General features: G+C 69.8%; 15 protein-coding genes. 7 read left to right on the top strand and 8 right to left on the bottom strand.

Annotated features, from left to right (window positions below):
* Positions 1-385 (bottom strand): hypothetical protein (locus DIE06_RS38195; RefSeq protein ID WP_185733364.1); only part of this gene is annotated, 385 nt, incomplete at its 3' end.
* A gap of 34 nt (positions 386-419) precedes the next feature.
* The gene (locus DIE06_RS07550; RefSeq protein ID WP_124660854.1) at positions 420-1,265 is read right to left on the bottom strand and encodes an aldo/keto reductase; all 846 of its coding nucleotides are present in this window, start codon (positions 1,263-1,265) and stop codon (positions 420-422) included.
* Between the two features lie 157 nt (positions 1,266-1,422).
* On the opposite strand from DIE06_RS07550, the gene DIE06_RS07545 reads away from it, so the two are divergent.
* Complete coding sequence (locus tag DIE06_RS07545) at positions 1,423-2,169, top strand: GntR family transcriptional regulator (RefSeq protein WP_124660853.1); 747 nt, start codon at positions 1,423-1,425, stop codon at positions 2,167-2,169.
* Positions 2,170-2,190: 21 nt separating this feature from the next.
* On the opposite strand, the gene DIE06_RS07540 is transcribed toward DIE06_RS07545, so the two are convergent.
* Positions 2,191-3,582, bottom strand: coding sequence for a CoA transferase (locus DIE06_RS07540; protein WP_124660852.1), 1,392 nt, complete (start codon positions 3,580-3,582; stop codon positions 2,191-2,193).
* A 139-nt stretch (positions 3,583-3,721) separates the two neighbouring features.
* On the opposite strand from DIE06_RS07540, the gene DIE06_RS07535 reads away from it, so the two are divergent.
* On the top strand, positions 3,722-4,954 hold the full coding sequence (locus tag DIE06_RS07535) for a citrate/2-methylcitrate synthase (protein WP_124660851.1): 1,233 nt from the start codon (positions 3,722-3,724) through the stop codon (positions 4,952-4,954).
* Here DIE06_RS07535 and DIE06_RS07530 read toward each other — a convergent pair.
* Positions 4,927-5,250 carry a DUF2917 domain-containing protein gene (locus DIE06_RS07530; RefSeq protein ID WP_124660850.1) on the bottom strand — a complete coding sequence of 108 codons (324 nt, stop codon included), beginning with the start codon at positions 5,248-5,250 and terminating at the stop codon, positions 4,927-4,929. The two genes, DIE06_RS07535 and DIE06_RS07530, sit on opposite strands and share 28 nt — an antisense overlap.
* Positions 5,251-5,450: 200 nt before the next feature.
* Between DIE06_RS07530 and mdtD the strand changes: the two genes are divergently transcribed.
* Together mdtD and DIE06_RS07515 are read left to right on the top strand one after the other, a co-directional pair.
* Positions 5,451-6,890: a multidrug transporter subunit MdtD gene (gene mdtD / locus DIE06_RS07520; RefSeq protein ID WP_124660849.1), complete on the top strand. Its 1,440-nt coding sequence runs from the start codon at positions 5,451-5,453 to the stop codon at positions 6,888-6,890.
* Between the two features lie 179 nt (positions 6,891-7,069).
* Positions 7,070-8,344, top strand: coding sequence for an EAL domain-containing protein (locus DIE06_RS07515; RefSeq protein WP_124660848.1), 1,275 nt, complete (start codon positions 7,070-7,072; stop codon positions 8,342-8,344).
* A gap of 15 nt (positions 8,345-8,359) precedes the next feature.
* Here DIE06_RS07515 and DIE06_RS07510 read toward each other — a convergent pair whose 3' ends face one another.
* Together DIE06_RS07510 and DIE06_RS07505 are read right to left on the bottom strand one after the other, a co-directional pair.
* Positions 8,360-8,974, bottom strand: a complete 615-nt coding sequence (locus DIE06_RS07510; RefSeq protein ID WP_124660847.1) for a bifunctional 2-polyprenyl-6-hydroxyphenol methylase/3-demethylubiquinol 3-O-methyltransferase UbiG — start codon at positions 8,972-8,974, stop codon at positions 8,360-8,362.
* A 119-nt stretch (positions 8,975-9,093) separates the two neighbouring features.
* Positions 9,094-9,618: a DUF962 domain-containing protein gene (locus tag DIE06_RS07505; protein ID WP_124660846.1), complete on the bottom strand. Its 525-nt coding sequence runs from the start codon at positions 9,616-9,618 to the stop codon at positions 9,094-9,096.
* An 81-nt stretch (positions 9,619-9,699) separates the two neighbouring features.
* On the opposite strand from DIE06_RS07505, the gene DIE06_RS07500 reads away from it, so the two are divergent.
* Both DIE06_RS07500 and chrA read left to right on the top strand, forming a co-directional pair.
* The gene (locus DIE06_RS07500; protein ID WP_124660864.1) at positions 9,700-10,407 is read left to right on the top strand and encodes a Crp/Fnr family transcriptional regulator; all 708 of its coding nucleotides are present in this window, start codon (positions 9,700-9,702) and stop codon (positions 10,405-10,407) included.
* 103 nt (positions 10,408-10,510) lie between these two features.
* Positions 10,511-11,722, top strand: coding sequence for a chromate efflux transporter (chrA, locus tag DIE06_RS07495; RefSeq protein ID WP_124660845.1), 1,212 nt, complete (start codon positions 10,511-10,513; stop codon positions 11,720-11,722).
* Between the two features lie 110 nt (positions 11,723-11,832).
* On the opposite strand, the gene sodB is transcribed toward chrA, so the two are convergent.
* Both sodB and xseA read right to left on the bottom strand, forming a co-directional pair.
* Positions 11,833-12,411 carry a superoxide dismutase [Fe] gene (gene sodB / locus DIE06_RS07490; protein ID WP_124660844.1) on the bottom strand — a complete coding sequence of 193 codons (579 nt, stop codon included), beginning with the start codon at positions 12,409-12,411 and terminating at the stop codon, positions 11,833-11,835.
* 242 nt (positions 12,412-12,653) lie between these two features.
* Positions 12,654-14,036, bottom strand: a complete 1,383-nt coding sequence (xseA, locus tag DIE06_RS07485) for an exodeoxyribonuclease VII large subunit (protein ID WP_124660843.1) — start codon at positions 14,034-14,036, stop codon at positions 12,654-12,656.
* Here xseA and DIE06_RS38190 point away from each other — a divergent pair.
* Complete coding sequence (locus DIE06_RS38190) at positions 14,035-14,205, top strand: hypothetical protein (protein WP_185733366.1); 171 nt, start codon at positions 14,035-14,037, stop codon at positions 14,203-14,205. The two genes, xseA and DIE06_RS38190, sit on opposite strands and share 2 nt — an antisense overlap.
* Positions 14,206-14,468 lie beyond the last annotated feature (263 nt).

The following is a 14,468-nucleotide window of genomic DNA, read 5'->3' as shown; positions in this document are numbered from 1 at the left end:
TGGCTCCGGCTCCGGCGGCGGTCATGGCGGCGGCGACGGCGGTCATGGCGGTGGCGGCAGTGGCAACGGTGGCAACGGTGGCAACGGTGGCAGCGGTGGCAGCGGTGGCGGTGGCGGTGGCGGTGGCGGTGGCGGTGGCGGTGGCGGCAGCGGCGGCCACGGAACCGGCGGCAGTGGCGGTAGTGGCGGTAGTGGCGGTAGCGGCGGTAGCGGCGGTAGCGGCGGCGGCAGTGCCGGCGGTCATGGAACCGGTGGCCACGGCAATGGCGGCGGCGACGGTAGTGGCAACGGCAGTGGCGGCGCCGGCAACGGTGGCGCCAACGGTGTCGGCAACGGGAATGGCAATGGGAGTGCCGGCGGCAACGGCGGATCTGCCGGTGGCCATGGCCACTGACCGAAGCGTCGCCTGACCCGGTGTGTCAGAGCATTTCGAGCGCGCGCTTGCTGCGCGGCGGACGGAAGTAGCCGTCAAGTTGCGCGCGCTCGTCATCGCTCAACACGAGAGCGAGCGCCGCGCGATTGTCGCGGACATGCTCGATCCGCGATGCCTTCGGAATCGCGAACACGCCCGGCTGCGCGAGCACCCAGGCGAGCGCTATGCGCATCACCGACACCCCGCGCTGCCGCGCGATCTCGTCGAGCGGCGAGCGCTTCGGCAACCGCCCGTGATCGACCGGGCTGTAGGCCATCGCCGGCATCCGGTGGTTGGCGAGCCACGGCAGCAGGTCGAACTCCGGGCCGCGCCGCGCGATGTTGTAGAGGATCTGGTTGGTCGCGCACGCACCACCGCCCGCCTCGTCGACAAGTTCGGCCATGTCGGCCGTGTCGAAATTGCTGACGCCCCAGTGGCGGATCTTGCCCGCACGCCGCAGTGCCTCGAAGCCTTCGACCGTCTCCGCGAGCGGCACCGAGCCGCGCCAGTGCAGCAGGTACAAGTCGAGGCGATCGGTGCGCAGGCGCTTGAGGCTCGCGTCGCACGCGGCGACGACGCCGCGCCGGCTCGCATGATGCGGGTACACCTTGCTGACCAGGAACACGTCGTCGCGCAGTCCGGCCAGCGCGTCGCCGACGAGTGCCTCGGTCGCGCCGTCGCCGTACATCTCGGCGGTATCGACCAGCGTCATCCCGAGATCGATCCCCTCGCGCAATGCGCTGATCTCGTCCGCGCGCCGCGCGGGCCGCTCGCCCATTTCCCAGGTACCCAGGCCAAGCTTCGGGATCGTCTCGCCGTCAGGCAGGACGACCGTGGCAATCGTATCTGTCATGCACTCCTCGCTGCGGAAAGGTGGCCGCACACCGCGGCCGAAGCATCGGCCAGTGTAGTCAATCGGCGCCCTGCCCGCCTGTCACACGGCAAAAACCGGCTATAACGGCGCCGCATGATGACTTAGAATGGCCGGCAACCTGATCGATACCCATTCCATGAAGGCACCCACGGACGACCGCTGGCAGGACTTGCGCCCCGACCCCGACAACGACACGCCGCTCTACCTGCAACTCGCCCGCAAGCTCGGCGACGCGATCCACGAGAATCGCTGGGCGGCCGGCGAGGCTCTGCCGTCCGAACGCGTGCTGTCCGAAGCACTCGGCGTGTCGCGCATCACCGCGCGCAAGGCGATCGCCCTGCTCGTCGAGCAGGGCTTGATCCGCCGCACGCAGGGCGCCGGCAACTTCATCCAGCCGCGCTACGAGGATCCGCTGTCGCGGCTGTCGAGCTTCAGCGAGATGCTCGAGCGCCGCGGCTTCAAGCCGAGCTCGCAATGGCTCGAGCGTGAAATCCAGCCGGCGAACCGCGACGAAGTGATCCAGCTCGGCCTGTCGCCAGCCGCATCGGTGACACGCCTGAAACGCCTCCGCCTCGCCGACGGCATCGTGATGGCCGTCGAGAATTCGACGTTCCCCGCCACGCTGATCCCCGATCCGCAGGCGATCGGCGGTTCGCTGTACAGCTATCTCGAAGCACGCGGCACGCCGATCGTGCGCGCGCTGCAGCATTTCCGCGCGGTCAACGCGACCGACGAGATCGCGCAGCAGATGGGCATCGCGCCGCACGACGCGCTGCTGCTGATCACGCGGATCGGCTATACGGCCGACCAGCGCGCGATCGAACTCACCGATACCTACTGCCGCAACGACTACTACGACTTCGTCGTCGAGCTGCGCAAGTAACGCGCACGGCGCCGCCGGCGCTCACTGCCAGCGCGCCTCGTCCGTGCCGAGCGGCACGGGCGGCCGCGTGAATCGCGGCGGCGTCGCCGACAGGCACTCGGCGGGACGCACGGCATCGATCGTGCCGAACGGCGACGCGCACCGGTCGATCCGGTCGCGCACGTCGTCGAACGCGAAATCCGGTGCATGCAGGCCGTCCGGCACCACGCCGAACGATTGCAGCCAGCGCCCCGTCTGCGCGAGCGACAGCCGCACGTGCCAGCTCCCCCCTTCCGTCGCACGGCGCGCCAGCGCGATCATCGCGCCGAACGACGCGAGGTAACCCGTCGCATGATCGAGCGCCTGGCACGGCAGATGGCGCGGGCCGTCCGCGTGCGCGGCGCGCTGCTCGTGCCAGGCGATGCCGCTCGCCGACTGCACGAGGCTGTCGAAGCCGCGCCGCATCGACCACGGCCCCGCATGCCCGTATGCGGACACCGACACGCAGACGATGCCGGGCCGCATCTCCGCCAGCGCCTGCGGCGAGAAGCCGCGCGCCGCGAGGGCGCCGGGACGATAAGCCTGCAGGAATACGTCGGCGTCGCGGGCGAGCGCGCGCAGCGTGGCGACACCGGCCGCCTCGCGCAAGTCGATCCACGTCGAGCGCTTGCCGCGCCCGTTGTCGATCACGAGCGACGCGATGTTCGGCAGGTGCGGGCCGTTGACGAGCAGCGTCTGGGCACCGTGCGATGCCAGCGTGCGGCCCGCGACCGGCCCCGCGATGATGCGAGTGAGATCGAGTACGCGCACGCCCGCGAGCGGCTGGTCGGGCTCGCGGCGTCCGATCGCCTCGACGGGCGCGTCGCCGATCCGCTCGATCTCGAACAACGGCAGCGACGCGAGCGCGCGTGCCTGGTCGTGCGCGGCCCATTCGTCAGGGGTTCTGATCAATGCCGCGCACAAACCGGCCTCGGCCAGCGCGGTGTCGAGTGCCGCGCCGTCCCACGCGCGGATTGCCGCGGCAACGTCGTCGCGCCGCGGGCCGCAGCCGAGCACGTCGAGAATCCCGTGCAGGTGATGCGGAAAGTTCGCGTGCAGCTGGATCCAGCGTCCGTCACGCGTGTCGTAGAAGCCCGTCACCGGATGACGCAGCTCGGGCGGCGGCCCGTCGTCCACGCGCAGATAGCGTTCGCTGCGAAACGCGACGAGCGCGTCTCGCATCGACACGTCGACGCGCTGCACGATGCCCGTGCGCAGCCTGTGGCATTCGGCCGCCGCGAGCCCGGCTGCCGCGATCGTCGCCGCGGCGAGCGTGCCGACGTGGAACGTCGACGGCAGCGTCGGGTCCTGCCCCGTCACGGCCGCGCGAGCCAGTGCGCCGGGCTCGCCGTGCGCGAGTTGCCACAAACGGGTCAATGCGAGTTCGGGTGTCATGGTGGAAGCGAGTCGTTGGGGAGACCGATTCGAGTCTAGAATTCGCGCCAGGCGCGATCAATCTTGATTGCGCGAATCAATGCATAACGAATAGTTGTAGCCGGGCCGCGCTTCATGCGTCCCGACAGGAGCGATCGGGATGACGTCCCTCAGCGCGCCGGAAGCCGCCGGCATCCTCGGTGTCAGCGTGAGCACCCTTTATGCGTATGTGAGCCGCGGCCTGCTGCGCTCGCTGCCCGACGGCGCGAGCAAGCGCCGCCGCTACGACGCGGACGAGGTGCGCTTGCTCGCGCGCCGCCGCGCCGATGCAAAACGCGCGGGCGGCGTCGTCGAACGCTCGCTCGACTGGGGCGTGCCCGTACTCGAATCGCGGATCACGCAGATCGCCGACGGCCGCCTGCACTACCGCGGTGCCGATGCGATCGCACTCGCGAACGACGCGACGCTCGAGGAAACGGCCGCACGGCTGTGGGATTGTCCGCCCGCGCGGCTCGCCGCGGGATCGCTTGCATCGACCGGGTTCGACGCCGCGCAGTGGGACGACTGGGCTCGCCGCTGGGCACATCTCGCGCCGCTCGAGCGCACGCTGGTGCTGCTTCCTGCCGCGGCCGCGTCGCTGCCGCGCCTGTGGGCGCAGGGGCGCGACGCGCAGCTCGACGCGGCCACGTTGCTGCTGCGCGTGACGACGGCCGCGCTGGCCGGCATCGCGCCGGACGACGCGCCCGTGCACCGGCAACTCGCGGCCGCCTGGCGCATCCGGCGGCCCGACGAAGCCGACCTGCTGCGCCGCGCACTCGTGCTGTGCGCCGATCATGAACTGAACCCGTCGACCTTCGCGGTGCGCTGCATCGCATCGACCGGCACCCACCTGTTCGGTGCGATCGCAGGCGGGCTCGCGGCGCTGTCGGGCCCGCGCCACGGCGGCGAGACGTTCCGCGCGGGCGCCCTGCTCGACGAAGCGGCGCGTGCCGCCGACCTCGACCGCTACCTCGCGCTGCGCGTCGCGCACGACGAACGGTCGGACGGCGCGCGCACGGCGCTGTCCGGTTTCGCGCACCCGCTCTATCCCGACGGCGATCCGCGCGCACGCGCATTGCTCGACGCACTGCACGCGACGCTCTCCGACCGGGCGCCGCTGCGCGTGGCCCGTGCGCTCGCCGCGCGCGTCGAGGCGGCGACCGGCCTGCGGCCGGCGATCGATTTCGCGCTCGCGGTGCTGGAGCGCACGCTCGCGCTGCCAGACGGCGCCGCGTTCACGCTGTTCGCGGCCGGCCGCACCGCAGGCTGGATCGCGCACGCGCTCGAACAGGTTGCTAACGGCAAGCTGATCCGGCCCCGCGCGCGCTACGTCGGCAGCGACGCGGCTGCCTGAGCGCGGCCGCCGCGCCAGGCAGCGAGCCGCCGCCACGCGATCGGCGCAGCCTGCACGGCCGGCGCCGTCTGCGGGCCGAACGCGAATACCGCGCCGCCCGCCGCCGCGCTGATCCACACGCGCATGGCGGGCAGCAGCGCCAGCGTCTCGCCGGCGCGCAGCCAGTGATCGTCGAGCCGGCCCTCGATCGTCACCCACAGATCGCCGTCCGCGACGTGCAGCGCGGTACGATCGACGATCCGCCACCGTCCGGCCGGTTCGTTGCCGTCCATCTCGTAGAGTCGCAGTTCGCGCATGGCCGCCTCCGGGTCGCATGGGTTCGATGACACCAGTATTTCGGACAGCGGCAACACGCGGACAGATACGCCTGCAGACACTTTCGACTGAACTGTACCGGTCCGCCGGCGGACGGGCGTCCGGCGCACCCGGACCAATTCTGCATGGCACGGCGGCTTTGCCTACAATGGCGGCTGTCCCGCGCCACCGGTCCGTCCCCATGTTCCAACTCCCGCCCGCCGCCGCTCCCGGCGAAAAGAACCTCACCGTGATGCTCTGGCTCGTTGCGACGGGCTTCTTCATGCAGACGCTCGATGCGACGATCGTCAACACGGCGCTGCCGTCGATGGCGGTGAGTCTCGGCGAATCGCCGCTCCGGATGCAATCGGTCGTGATCGCGTATTCGCTGACGATGGCGGTGATGATTCCGGTCTCGGGCTGGCTCGCGGACACGTTCGGCACGCGGCGCGTGTTCTTCAGCGCGATCCTGGTGTTCTCGCTCGGTTCGCTGCTGTGCGCGAACGCGCATACGCTGTCGCAGCTCGTCGTGTTCCGCGTCGTGCAGGGGGTGGGCGGCGCGATGCTGTTGCCGGTCGGGCGGCTCGCCGTGCTGCGCACGTTCCCGGCCGAACGCTACCTGCCCGCGCTGTCGTTCGTCGCGATTCCCGGGCTGATCGGTCCGCTGATCGGGCCGACGCTCGGCGGCTGGCTCGTGAAGATCGCATCGTGGCACTGGATCTTCCTGATCAACGTGCCGGTCGGCGTCGCCGGCTGCGTCGCGACCTTCTACTCGATGCCCGACTCGCGCAACCCGGCCGTCGGCCGCTTCGACCTGAAGGGCTATCTGCTGCTGACCATCGGGATGGTCGCGATCTCGCTGTCGCTCGACGGCCTCGCCGATCTCGGGATGCAGCACGCGGCCGTGCTGGTGCTGCTGATCCTGAGCCTCGCGTGCTTCGTCGCCTATGGCCTGTACGCGGTACGCGCGCCGCAGCCGATCTTCTCGCTCGAACTGTTCAAGATCCATACGTTCAGCGTCGGCCTGCTCGGCAACCTGTTCGCGCGGATCGGCAGCGGCGCGATGCCGTACCTGATCCCGCTGCTGCTGCAGGTGAGCCTCGGCTATTCGGCGTTCGAGGCCGGGCTGATGATGCTGCCGGTCGCGGCGGCCGGGATGTTCTCGAAACGGATCATCACGCGCCTGATCACGCAGCACGGCTACCGCAAGGTGCTGCTCGCGAACACGATCATGGTCGGCGTGATGATGGCGAGCTTCGCGCTGATGCGCGACACGGTGCCCGTGTGGGTGAAGGTCGTCCATCTCGCGCTGTTCGGCGGATTCAACTCGATGCAGTTCACCGCGATGAACACGCTGACGCTGAAGGATCTCGGCACCGGCGGCGCGAGCAGCGGCAACAGCCTGTTCTCGCTCGTGCAGATGCTGTCGATGAGCCTCGGCGTCACGGTCGCGGGCGCGCTGCTGGCCACCTTCACCGGGATGCTGCGCACGGTGACGCCGAGCAACACGCTGCCGGCGTTCCATGCGACCTTCATCTGCGTCGGGATCATCACGGCCGCTTCCGCGTGGATCTTCGCGCAGCTCGCGCCCGAGATCCGCGGCCGCGCGCAGCACAAGACCGATCCATCCGAACGCGCGTGACGCACGGCGCGCGCCGCCGCGATCGCCACGACGGCGCGCCGCGCACCATCTCGGTGCAGCAGGTCCGCACCGCGCGGCGGCCAGCGGCCGCGACGGGCCGTCGCACGGGGCCCGATGCCGTGCATGCTTCTTGCTCGCCTATTCTGTAGGTAAACTGGCAGTCTTCTTCGGCCGACATCATGAGCATGATCGACATCGATCCCCCCGGCTTTCAGCCGCCCCGCCCCGTCGCCGGCGACGACGGGAAGCGGCGCACCGTGCTGTACGGTGCGTACACCGTGTTCAGCGTGTTCCAGCCCGTTTTCTCGGTGTCGCACCGCCGCGCGATCGGCTATCACGCGTCGCTGCGCGCGCACGACGAGGAAAGCCGCCAGGTCGCGTCGCACGAGGTGTTCACGCAGGCGGCGCGGCGTGGCGACCTGCTCGAGCTCGGCCGGCTAGCCGAATCGCTGCACCTCGGCAACTTCCACGCGTTCGACAGTCACGACGAATGGCTCTTCCTGAGCCTGCATCCGGCCGCGCTGATGGACACCGTCTACGGTGACGCGCTGCTCGCGAACCTGAAGGCGCTCGGCCTGCCGCCGCATCGCGTGGTGCTCGAGGTGCCCGAGCAGGCAGGCGGCGAGACGCCGCGCTATGCGGCGATCGTCGACGGTCTGCGCAAGGCCGGCTTCCTGATCGCGCTCGGCGGCTTCGGCGCGAAGCATTCGAACATCGACCGCGTGTGGCACCTGCACCCCGACATCGTCACGCTCGACCGCGGAATCCTCGCGCAGGCGAGCGAACACTCACATCTCGAGCGCGTGCTGCCGGGGCTCGTGTCGCTGCTGCACGAATCCGGACAGCTCGTGCTGATGGGCGGGCTCTCGACCGAGCGCGACGCGCTGATCGCGCTCGAATGCGACGTCGATTTCGTACAGGGGCAGTACTTCGCGGGGCCGAGCGTCGACCCCGTGCAACCGCAGGCCGCCGCCGGCTGCATGGATACGCTGTCGGCCGCGTTGCGGCTGCGCGTCGCGCAACGCGAGCGCACGCAGGCCGAACGGCTCGCGCCGTATGTCGCCGCGCTGGAGGAAGCGAGCCAGAAGCTCGTCGCGGGCGAATCGCTGATCGACGCCGCCGGCGCCGTGCTCGGGTTGCCGGAAACCGCGCGCTGCTTCCTGCTCGATGCATCGGGCCGCCAGATCGGCGACAACGTGCTCGCGCGCGGCAGCGTATCGCAGCGGGCGAAACGCTTCCGGCCGCTGCTGCATTCGGAAGGCGCGAGCTGGGAGCGCCGCCCCTACTTCATCCACGCGATGCGCGCGCCGGGCCGCGTGCAACTGACGCCGCCGTACCTGTCGATCAACGAAGCGCACCTGTGCGTGACCGCATCGATCGCCGCGCCGGTCGCGACCGGCATGCAGGTGCTGTGCGTCGACATCAACTGGGAAGCGGCGCTCAACCGCGAATGAGTTCGCGCGCCGCGCTCATGCGGCACCGTCGACGTCGCCGGCCCGGCGCGCGATCAGCCGGTGCACGCGCTTGCCGGACGACGCGCTGACCACCTCGTGCTCGTCGATCACGTGCATGCCGGCGCCGAGCGCCGCATGCATGCGCGCCGAATCGAGCGGCGTGTACAAGCGGCCGCGCTCGTCGCGCAACGCGCCGTTGCCGGCCACCCGCCAGCTCAGGTACAACGTGCCGCCGGGCATCAGCAGCGCGGCCAGCCGCGCGGCCGCCGCGGCGGCATCCGCCTGTTCGAGATGCATGACGACCGTCTCGCACAACACGTTTCGAAACGCGCCGGACGGCACGCCGGCGAGCGCCGGCAGCGCAGCCAGCTCGAACGTCAGCGACGGGTGGCGCAGGCGCGCCTCGGCAAGCAGCGCGGCGCTCGCATCGTAGCCGCGCGCGTCGAATCCCAGCGAAGCGAGCCACGCAGTGTCGCGCCCCGCGCCGCAGCCGATGTCGGCCGTCGGCCCCGGCGAGAAATACTGCTCGAGCAGCGCATACATGTCGTCGGGGGCGGCCTGGTCGAGCCAGTCCTGCGCGTATTGCGCGGCATGGGCTTCGTAGGCATCGAGAGTCGGGCGATCCACCATGTCGATTGCTCCGCGTACGCGTCCTGTCGTTTCATGTCGTGTGACGCACCCCGCATCTTAGCCGTTGCGCATTGCGCGTGGTGTGGTGGGCGACGCGCGGCACCAGCGCGGCCGACGTGTCAGACATGCGAATGCGCGCCGCCGTGGACGGGGCCCGAGCGCCGCTCGACCTCGCGGCGCACGTCGCCGCGCAGGCCCATGAAGAACGCGACTTCCGCGACGACGAACAGCGGCCCGACCATCAGCCCGACCAGGTCGTCGACGAATGCGGGCTTGCGCCCCTCGAACCAGTGCCCGACGAACTGCACGATCCAGCCGACCACGAATGTGCCGATGCCGATTCCGAGCCATCGCGCGGTGGGCAGCAGCGCGAGCGTCTGTGCGGCCCACAGGCCGAGTGCGAACAGCACGGTCATCACCACCCCGAAGCGCAGGTCGAGGCGCAGGTAGAACACCGCGAACGCCACGGCCAGCAGCAACGCCGGCGACAACGCGACGCCGCCCAGCGTGCCGAGCGCCGGCCGCGACAGCAGCACCTCGACCGCGAACACGATCATCGGGATGCCGACCAGATGCGTCGCGATGTTGCGCGCGTCGCGATGGTAGGCCGCATACTGGGAAAGGTGGTCTTCGAGCGTCTTCATGGTGTCTCCTGAACGATGATTGAGCGCTATGATGCGCGTCACGCCAGAGAACCTCTGTCAGCTACCCGACATCGCGTGCCCATGCCCCCGCCGCTCGCCCCCTACCTGCCGCAGATCGAAGCGCACCCGTGGTTCGCCACGCTGCCGCCCGCGTTGCGCGACGACCTGCTCGCCCGCGCCGCGTTGCGGCGCCTGCCGGCCGGCCACGCGCTGTTTCGCCGCGGCGACCCGCCGTGCGGGCTGTATGCGGTGCTGGCCGGTTCCCTCACCATAGGCGCGGTCGATCCGCAGGGCAAGGAAGCGCTGCTGATGGTGGCCGAGCCCGTCACATGGTTCGGCGAGATCGCGCTGTTCGATGGCCAGTCGCGCACGCACGACGCGATCGCACTCGACGACACGCTGCTGCTGCACGTCCCGCAGGCCGCGCTGCTCGCGATGCTCGACACGACGCCGCAATACTGGCGGCAATTCGCGCTGTTGATGGCGCAAAAGCTCCGGCTGAGCTTCCTGACCGTCGAATCGATGAGCGTGATGCCGGCCGCGCAGCGGCTGGCTGCACGGCTGCTGATGATCGCCGACGGCTACGGCGGGATCAGCGCCGGCCGCACGCGCATCCGGCTATCGCAGGAAAAGCTCGCGGCGATGCTGTCACTCACACGGCAGACCACCAACCAGCTGCTGAAGGCGCTGCAGGCCGACGGCGTCGTGCGGCTGCATGTCGGCGAGATCGAACTCGTCGACGTCGACGCGCTGCGCCGCGTGAGCGGGCTGCCCGACGACACGTGCTGACCACGTCCCGACACCGCCGTCGCGCAATCGCCGCAACGCCGCATTCCCGCCGGCATCGCATCGCGCTATCGTGGCGGCTCGTTCCCCCTCCCCGCAACCACACTTGAACACGTCCACCGTCACTACGCCTTCGCGCCACGCGTGGCCCGTATTCGTCACGTTCCTGCGGCTCGGCCTCACGTCGTTCGGCGGGCCCGTCGCGCATCTCGGCTACTTCCGCGACGCGTTCGTCACGCGGCGTGGCTGGCTGACCGAACGCGCGTATGCGGATCTCGTCGGCCTGTGCCAGTTCCTGCCGGGGCCGGCGAGCAGCCAGGTCGGGATGGCGATCGGCCTGTCGCGCGCGGGCTACGCGGGGATGTTCGCCGCGTGGCTCGGCTTCACGCTGCCGTCGGCGCTGCTGATGATGCTGTTCGCGCTCGGCGTGCACGCGACGGGCATGCCGGTCGCGGCGGGCGCGCTGCACGGGCTGCGCATCGTGTCGGTCGCGGTGATCGCGCAGGCGGTGTGGGGCATGGCGCGCACGCTGTGCCCGGATGCGCGCCGCGTCACGCTGATGGCGATCGCGGCCTGCATCGCGCTGCTCGTGCCAGCCGCATGGCTGCAGGTGGCCGTGATCGTCGCGGCGGGGGCAGCCGGTCTCGTGCTGTTGCCGCAGCCCGAGCGCGGCGCCCACGATCCGTTGCCGCTGCACGTGTCGCACCGCGCGGGCGTGCTGTGGCTCGTCCTGTTCGCCGCGCTGATCGTCGTGTTGCCGGTCGCGGCCGGCGCGTTTCATTCGAGCACGCTCGCAGTGATCGACGCCTTCTTCCGCACCGGCGCGCTCGTGTTTGGCGGCGGGCACGTGGTGCTGCCGCTGCTGCAGGCCGCCGTCGTCGCGCCGGGCTGGGTCGGCGATTCAACGTTCCTGGCCGGCTACGGTGTCGCTCAGGCCGTGCCGGGGCCGCTCTTCACGTTCTCGGCCTTCCTCGGGGCTTCGCTGCACGATGCGCCGAACGGCTGGCTCGGCGGGACGATCGCGCTCATGTCGATCTTCGCGCCGTCGTTCCTGCTTGTCGCCGGCACCGCGCCGTTCTGGGAACGCCTGCGCCGCAGCGCGCGCATGCAGGCCGCGCTCGCGGGCGTGAACGCGGCCGTCGTCGGGCTGCTGCTGGCCGCGCTCTATCACCCGGTGTGGAGCGACACGATCGTGTCGCCGCGCGACTTCGCGGCCGCGCTCGTCGCCTTCGTCGCGCTCGTGTTCTGGCGCGTGCCGCCGTGGGCCGTCGTGATCGCCTGTGCGGCGCTCGGCTGGTTGTCGGCGATGATCGTCTGATCCGGCGAATGCCGCGCGTCGATTCACGCCCGACAAAAACAAAAAAGCCCTCGTGACGAGGGCTTTTCCTGGGGTGCCGCGCACCGCAAAGGCGCGCAGGACGCCTGGACTTACGCGAAGTTCTTCGCTGCGAAGTCCCAGTTCACGATGTTCCAGAATGCTTCGACGAACTTCGGACGTGCGTTGCGGTAGTCGATGTAGTACGCGTGTTCCCACACGTCGATCGTCAGCAGCGGCTTGTCGGCCGTCGTCAGCGGCGTGGCGGCGTTGCTCGTCGACACGATGTCGAGCGAACCGTCGGCCTTCTTCACGAGCCATGCCCAGCCCGAACCGAACGTGCCGACCGCTGCCTTCGTGAACGCTTCCTTGAACGCGTCGTACGAACCCCACTTCGCGTTGATCGCGTCGCCCAGCGCGCCCGACGGTGCGCCGCCGCCGTTCGGCGACAGGCTGTTCCAGAAGAACGTGTGGTTCCAGATTTGCGCGGCGTTGTTGAAAATGCCGCCCGACGACTTCTTCACGATCTCTTCCAGCGACAGGGTCTCGAATTCCGTGCCCGGGATCAGATTGTTCAGGTTCGTCACATAAGCCTGATGGTGCTTGCCGTAGTGGTACTCGATCGTCTCTTTCGAGATCGTCGGCGCGAGTGCGTCTTCAGCGTACGGGAGCGGCGGGAGCGTATGAGCCATGGCGATTCCTTCGTTGAGTATGTAGGGAGGCTGTGTTGAATGCTGCCGAGCGTCCGATTGTAGGCGAGTCCGAATATCCCCGCAAACTCACGGGCATTTATCCGCGGTATGCAGAAAATCGGCGCTGACGCTTCATCCGGCAGGACGAGACGACGATGCGCAGCCTCCGTTCCCGCGACCGGCGCATCCGGCGCATCCGGACCGCCGGGCGCGTGACCTTCGTTTCGCTTACGCCACCGTCGTCAGATCGAATCGGTCAGCCGCGGCTGCACGTCGGCGAGCGATACGTCGGCCGAGCCCTCGGCGAGATGCACGGTCAGACGGCGCTGCGGCTTCAGCGCACTCGGTGTGCGCACCGCGCGGCCGGTCTGCGTGTCGATCAGCGCCGCGTAGCCGCGCTCGAGCGTGCGCTGCGGGCTCAGCACCTCGAGCCGCGCCGCGCAGGCCGACACGCGCGCGGTATCGCGCTCGTGACGGCGCTGCAGCGCCACCGCGAGACGTTGCGACAGCCCTCCGAGCGCATGGCGCGCCTGCGCCGGGTCGGGCCGCGCGCGTTGCCAGCGCAATTGCGCGAGCGCGAAACGCGCACGCGCGTCGCGCACCGGCCGCGACGCCGCCGACGCGAGCCGCACCGCCAGCTGTTCGACATGGATGCGCTGCCGCTGCAGCCGCTCGGCCGGGCTGACGAGCCGGCGGGCGAGCCAGTCGAGCTGCTGCGCACGCTGCTCGAGCCCGCGCTCCAGGCTGCGGGCAAGCGCGCGCTGCCGGTCGGCAACCTCGCGCAACAGCAACGCGCGCTGCGGACTCGCGAGCTCGGCCGCGCCGGTCGGCGTCGGCGCGCGCAGGTCGGCCGCGAAGTCCGCGATCGTGAAATCGGTTTCGTGGCCGACGCCGCTGACGACCGGCAGTTCGCTCGCCGCGATCGCTCGTGCGAGCGCTTCGTCGTTGAACGACCACAGATCCTCGATCGACCCGCCGCCGCGACAGACCAGCAGCACGTCGACCTCGCGCCGCGCGTTCGCGGCCTGAACGGCCGCGACGAGCTTTTCGGCCGAGCCCGCGCCCTGCACGGGCGCCGGATAGACGATCACCGGGATGTGCGGCGCGCGGCGCGCGAGCGTGGTCAGCACATCGCGCAGCGCGGCGGCCTGCAACGACGTGACGATGCCGATCGCACGCGGGTGCGCCGGCAGCGGCCGCTTGCGCTCGGGCGCGAACAGGCCTGCGGCCTCGAGCTGCGCCTTCAGCCTCAGGAACGCCTCGTACAGGCGCCCTTGGCCGGTGCGCCGCACGGCCTCGACGTTGAGCTGCACTTCGCCGCGCGGCTCGTACATCGTGACGACGGCGCGCACCTCGATCCGGTCGCCTTCGCGCGGCGTGAATTCCGCGTACTGAGCGCGCCCCCGGAACATCACGCAGCGCATCTGCGCCTGCTGGTCCTTGATCGAGAAATACCAGTGGCCACTCGCGGCGCGCGTGAAATTCGACACTTCGCCCGAGATCCACAGCAGCGGAAACGAGCGCTCGAGCATCGTCGAAATCGCGCGATTGAGCGCCGAAACGGGAATCACTTCGTCGCCGCCGCGGGTCGCGCCGGGAGCGGAAAAAGGAGAGTCGGAAAGCATGGGCGGTCGAATGAATGCTGGCGGCGACACGATAGTCCGACACGCGCGCGGCGTCCAGCGCCAGTCGCCCGCGCTGCAACACGCGGAAGGTGTCCACATTCTGGCAATCGTCCATCAAAAACGCTTGAAAACCGCGAAAAAAACCAGACAATTCCATGCAATGCGTTGATTTTTATAGTTTTTTAAACCTTACGATTTTATTCTCCATCGATTCGATGCCCACCCGGCGGGCGTTTGACGCGAACAGGCGGGGAGTTTTTCACAGAGTTATCCACAGCCCGCTCCGAACCGGCCCCATCGGCGGCGTCGCCCGGACGCGCTTGCCGCGCCCGCGTGCGGCGCGCTAGAGTGCCGCCTTCCGAAGACCTCGCGGCATGCGCCGCCCACCGGAGAATCCGTCTTGACGAATCCGTCCCACGCCGCGGCGCACGA

Source organism: Burkholderia sp. Bp8998 (assembly GCF_003854235.1).
Lineage (GTDB): Bacteria > Pseudomonadota > Gammaproteobacteria > Burkholderiales > Burkholderiaceae > Burkholderia.
The sequence above is the reverse complement of the archived record's forward strand: the minus strand, read 5'-3'. Positions and strand labels throughout refer to the sequence as shown.

What these genes read in the sequence shown, in the direction of transcription:
- DIE06_RS07550 (WP_124660854.1), bottom strand. Translation starts at nt 1,265, where the DNA reads ATGACAGATACGATTGCCACGGTCGTCCTGCCTGACGGCGAGACGATC.
- DIE06_RS07545 (WP_124660853.1), top strand. Translation starts at nt 1,423, where the DNA reads ATGAAGGCACCCACGGACGACCGCTGGCAGGACTTGCGCCCCGACCCC.
- DIE06_RS07540 (WP_124660852.1), bottom strand. Translation starts at nt 3,582, where the DNA reads ATGACACCCGAACTCGCATTGACCCGTTTGTGGCAACTCGCGCACGGC.
- DIE06_RS07535 (WP_124660851.1), top strand. Translation starts at nt 3,722, where the DNA reads ATGACGTCCCTCAGCGCGCCGGAAGCCGCCGGCATCCTCGGTGTCAGC.
- DIE06_RS07530 (WP_124660850.1), bottom strand. Translation starts at nt 5,250, where the DNA reads ATGCGCGAACTGCGACTCTACGAGATGGACGGCAACGAACCGGCCGGA.
- mdtD (WP_124660849.1), top strand. Translation starts at nt 5,451, where the DNA reads ATGTTCCAACTCCCGCCCGCCGCCGCTCCCGGCGAAAAGAACCTCACC.
- DIE06_RS07515 (WP_124660848.1), top strand. Translation starts at nt 7,070, where the DNA reads ATGAGCATGATCGACATCGATCCCCCCGGCTTTCAGCCGCCCCGCCCC.
- DIE06_RS07510 (WP_124660847.1), bottom strand. Translation starts at nt 8,974, where the DNA reads ATGGTGGATCGCCCGACTCTCGATGCCTACGAAGCCCATGCCGCGCAA.
- DIE06_RS07505 (WP_124660846.1), bottom strand. Translation starts at nt 9,618, where the DNA reads ATGAAGACGCTCGAAGACCACCTTTCCCAGTATGCGGCCTACCATCGC.
- DIE06_RS07500 (WP_124660864.1), top strand. Translation starts at nt 9,700, where the DNA reads ATGCCCCCGCCGCTCGCCCCCTACCTGCCGCAGATCGAAGCGCACCCG.
- sodB (WP_124660844.1), bottom strand. Translation starts at nt 12,411, where the DNA reads ATGGCTCATACGCTCCCGCCGCTCCCGTACGCTGAAGACGCACTCGCG.
- DIE06_RS38190 (WP_185733366.1), top strand. Translation starts at nt 14,035, where the DNA reads ATGGGCGGTCGAATGAATGCTGGCGGCGACACGATAGTCCGACACGCG.
- xseA (WP_124660843.1), bottom strand. Translation starts at nt 14,036, where the DNA reads ATGCTTTCCGACTCTCCTTTTTCCGCTCCCGGCGCGACCCGCGGCGGC.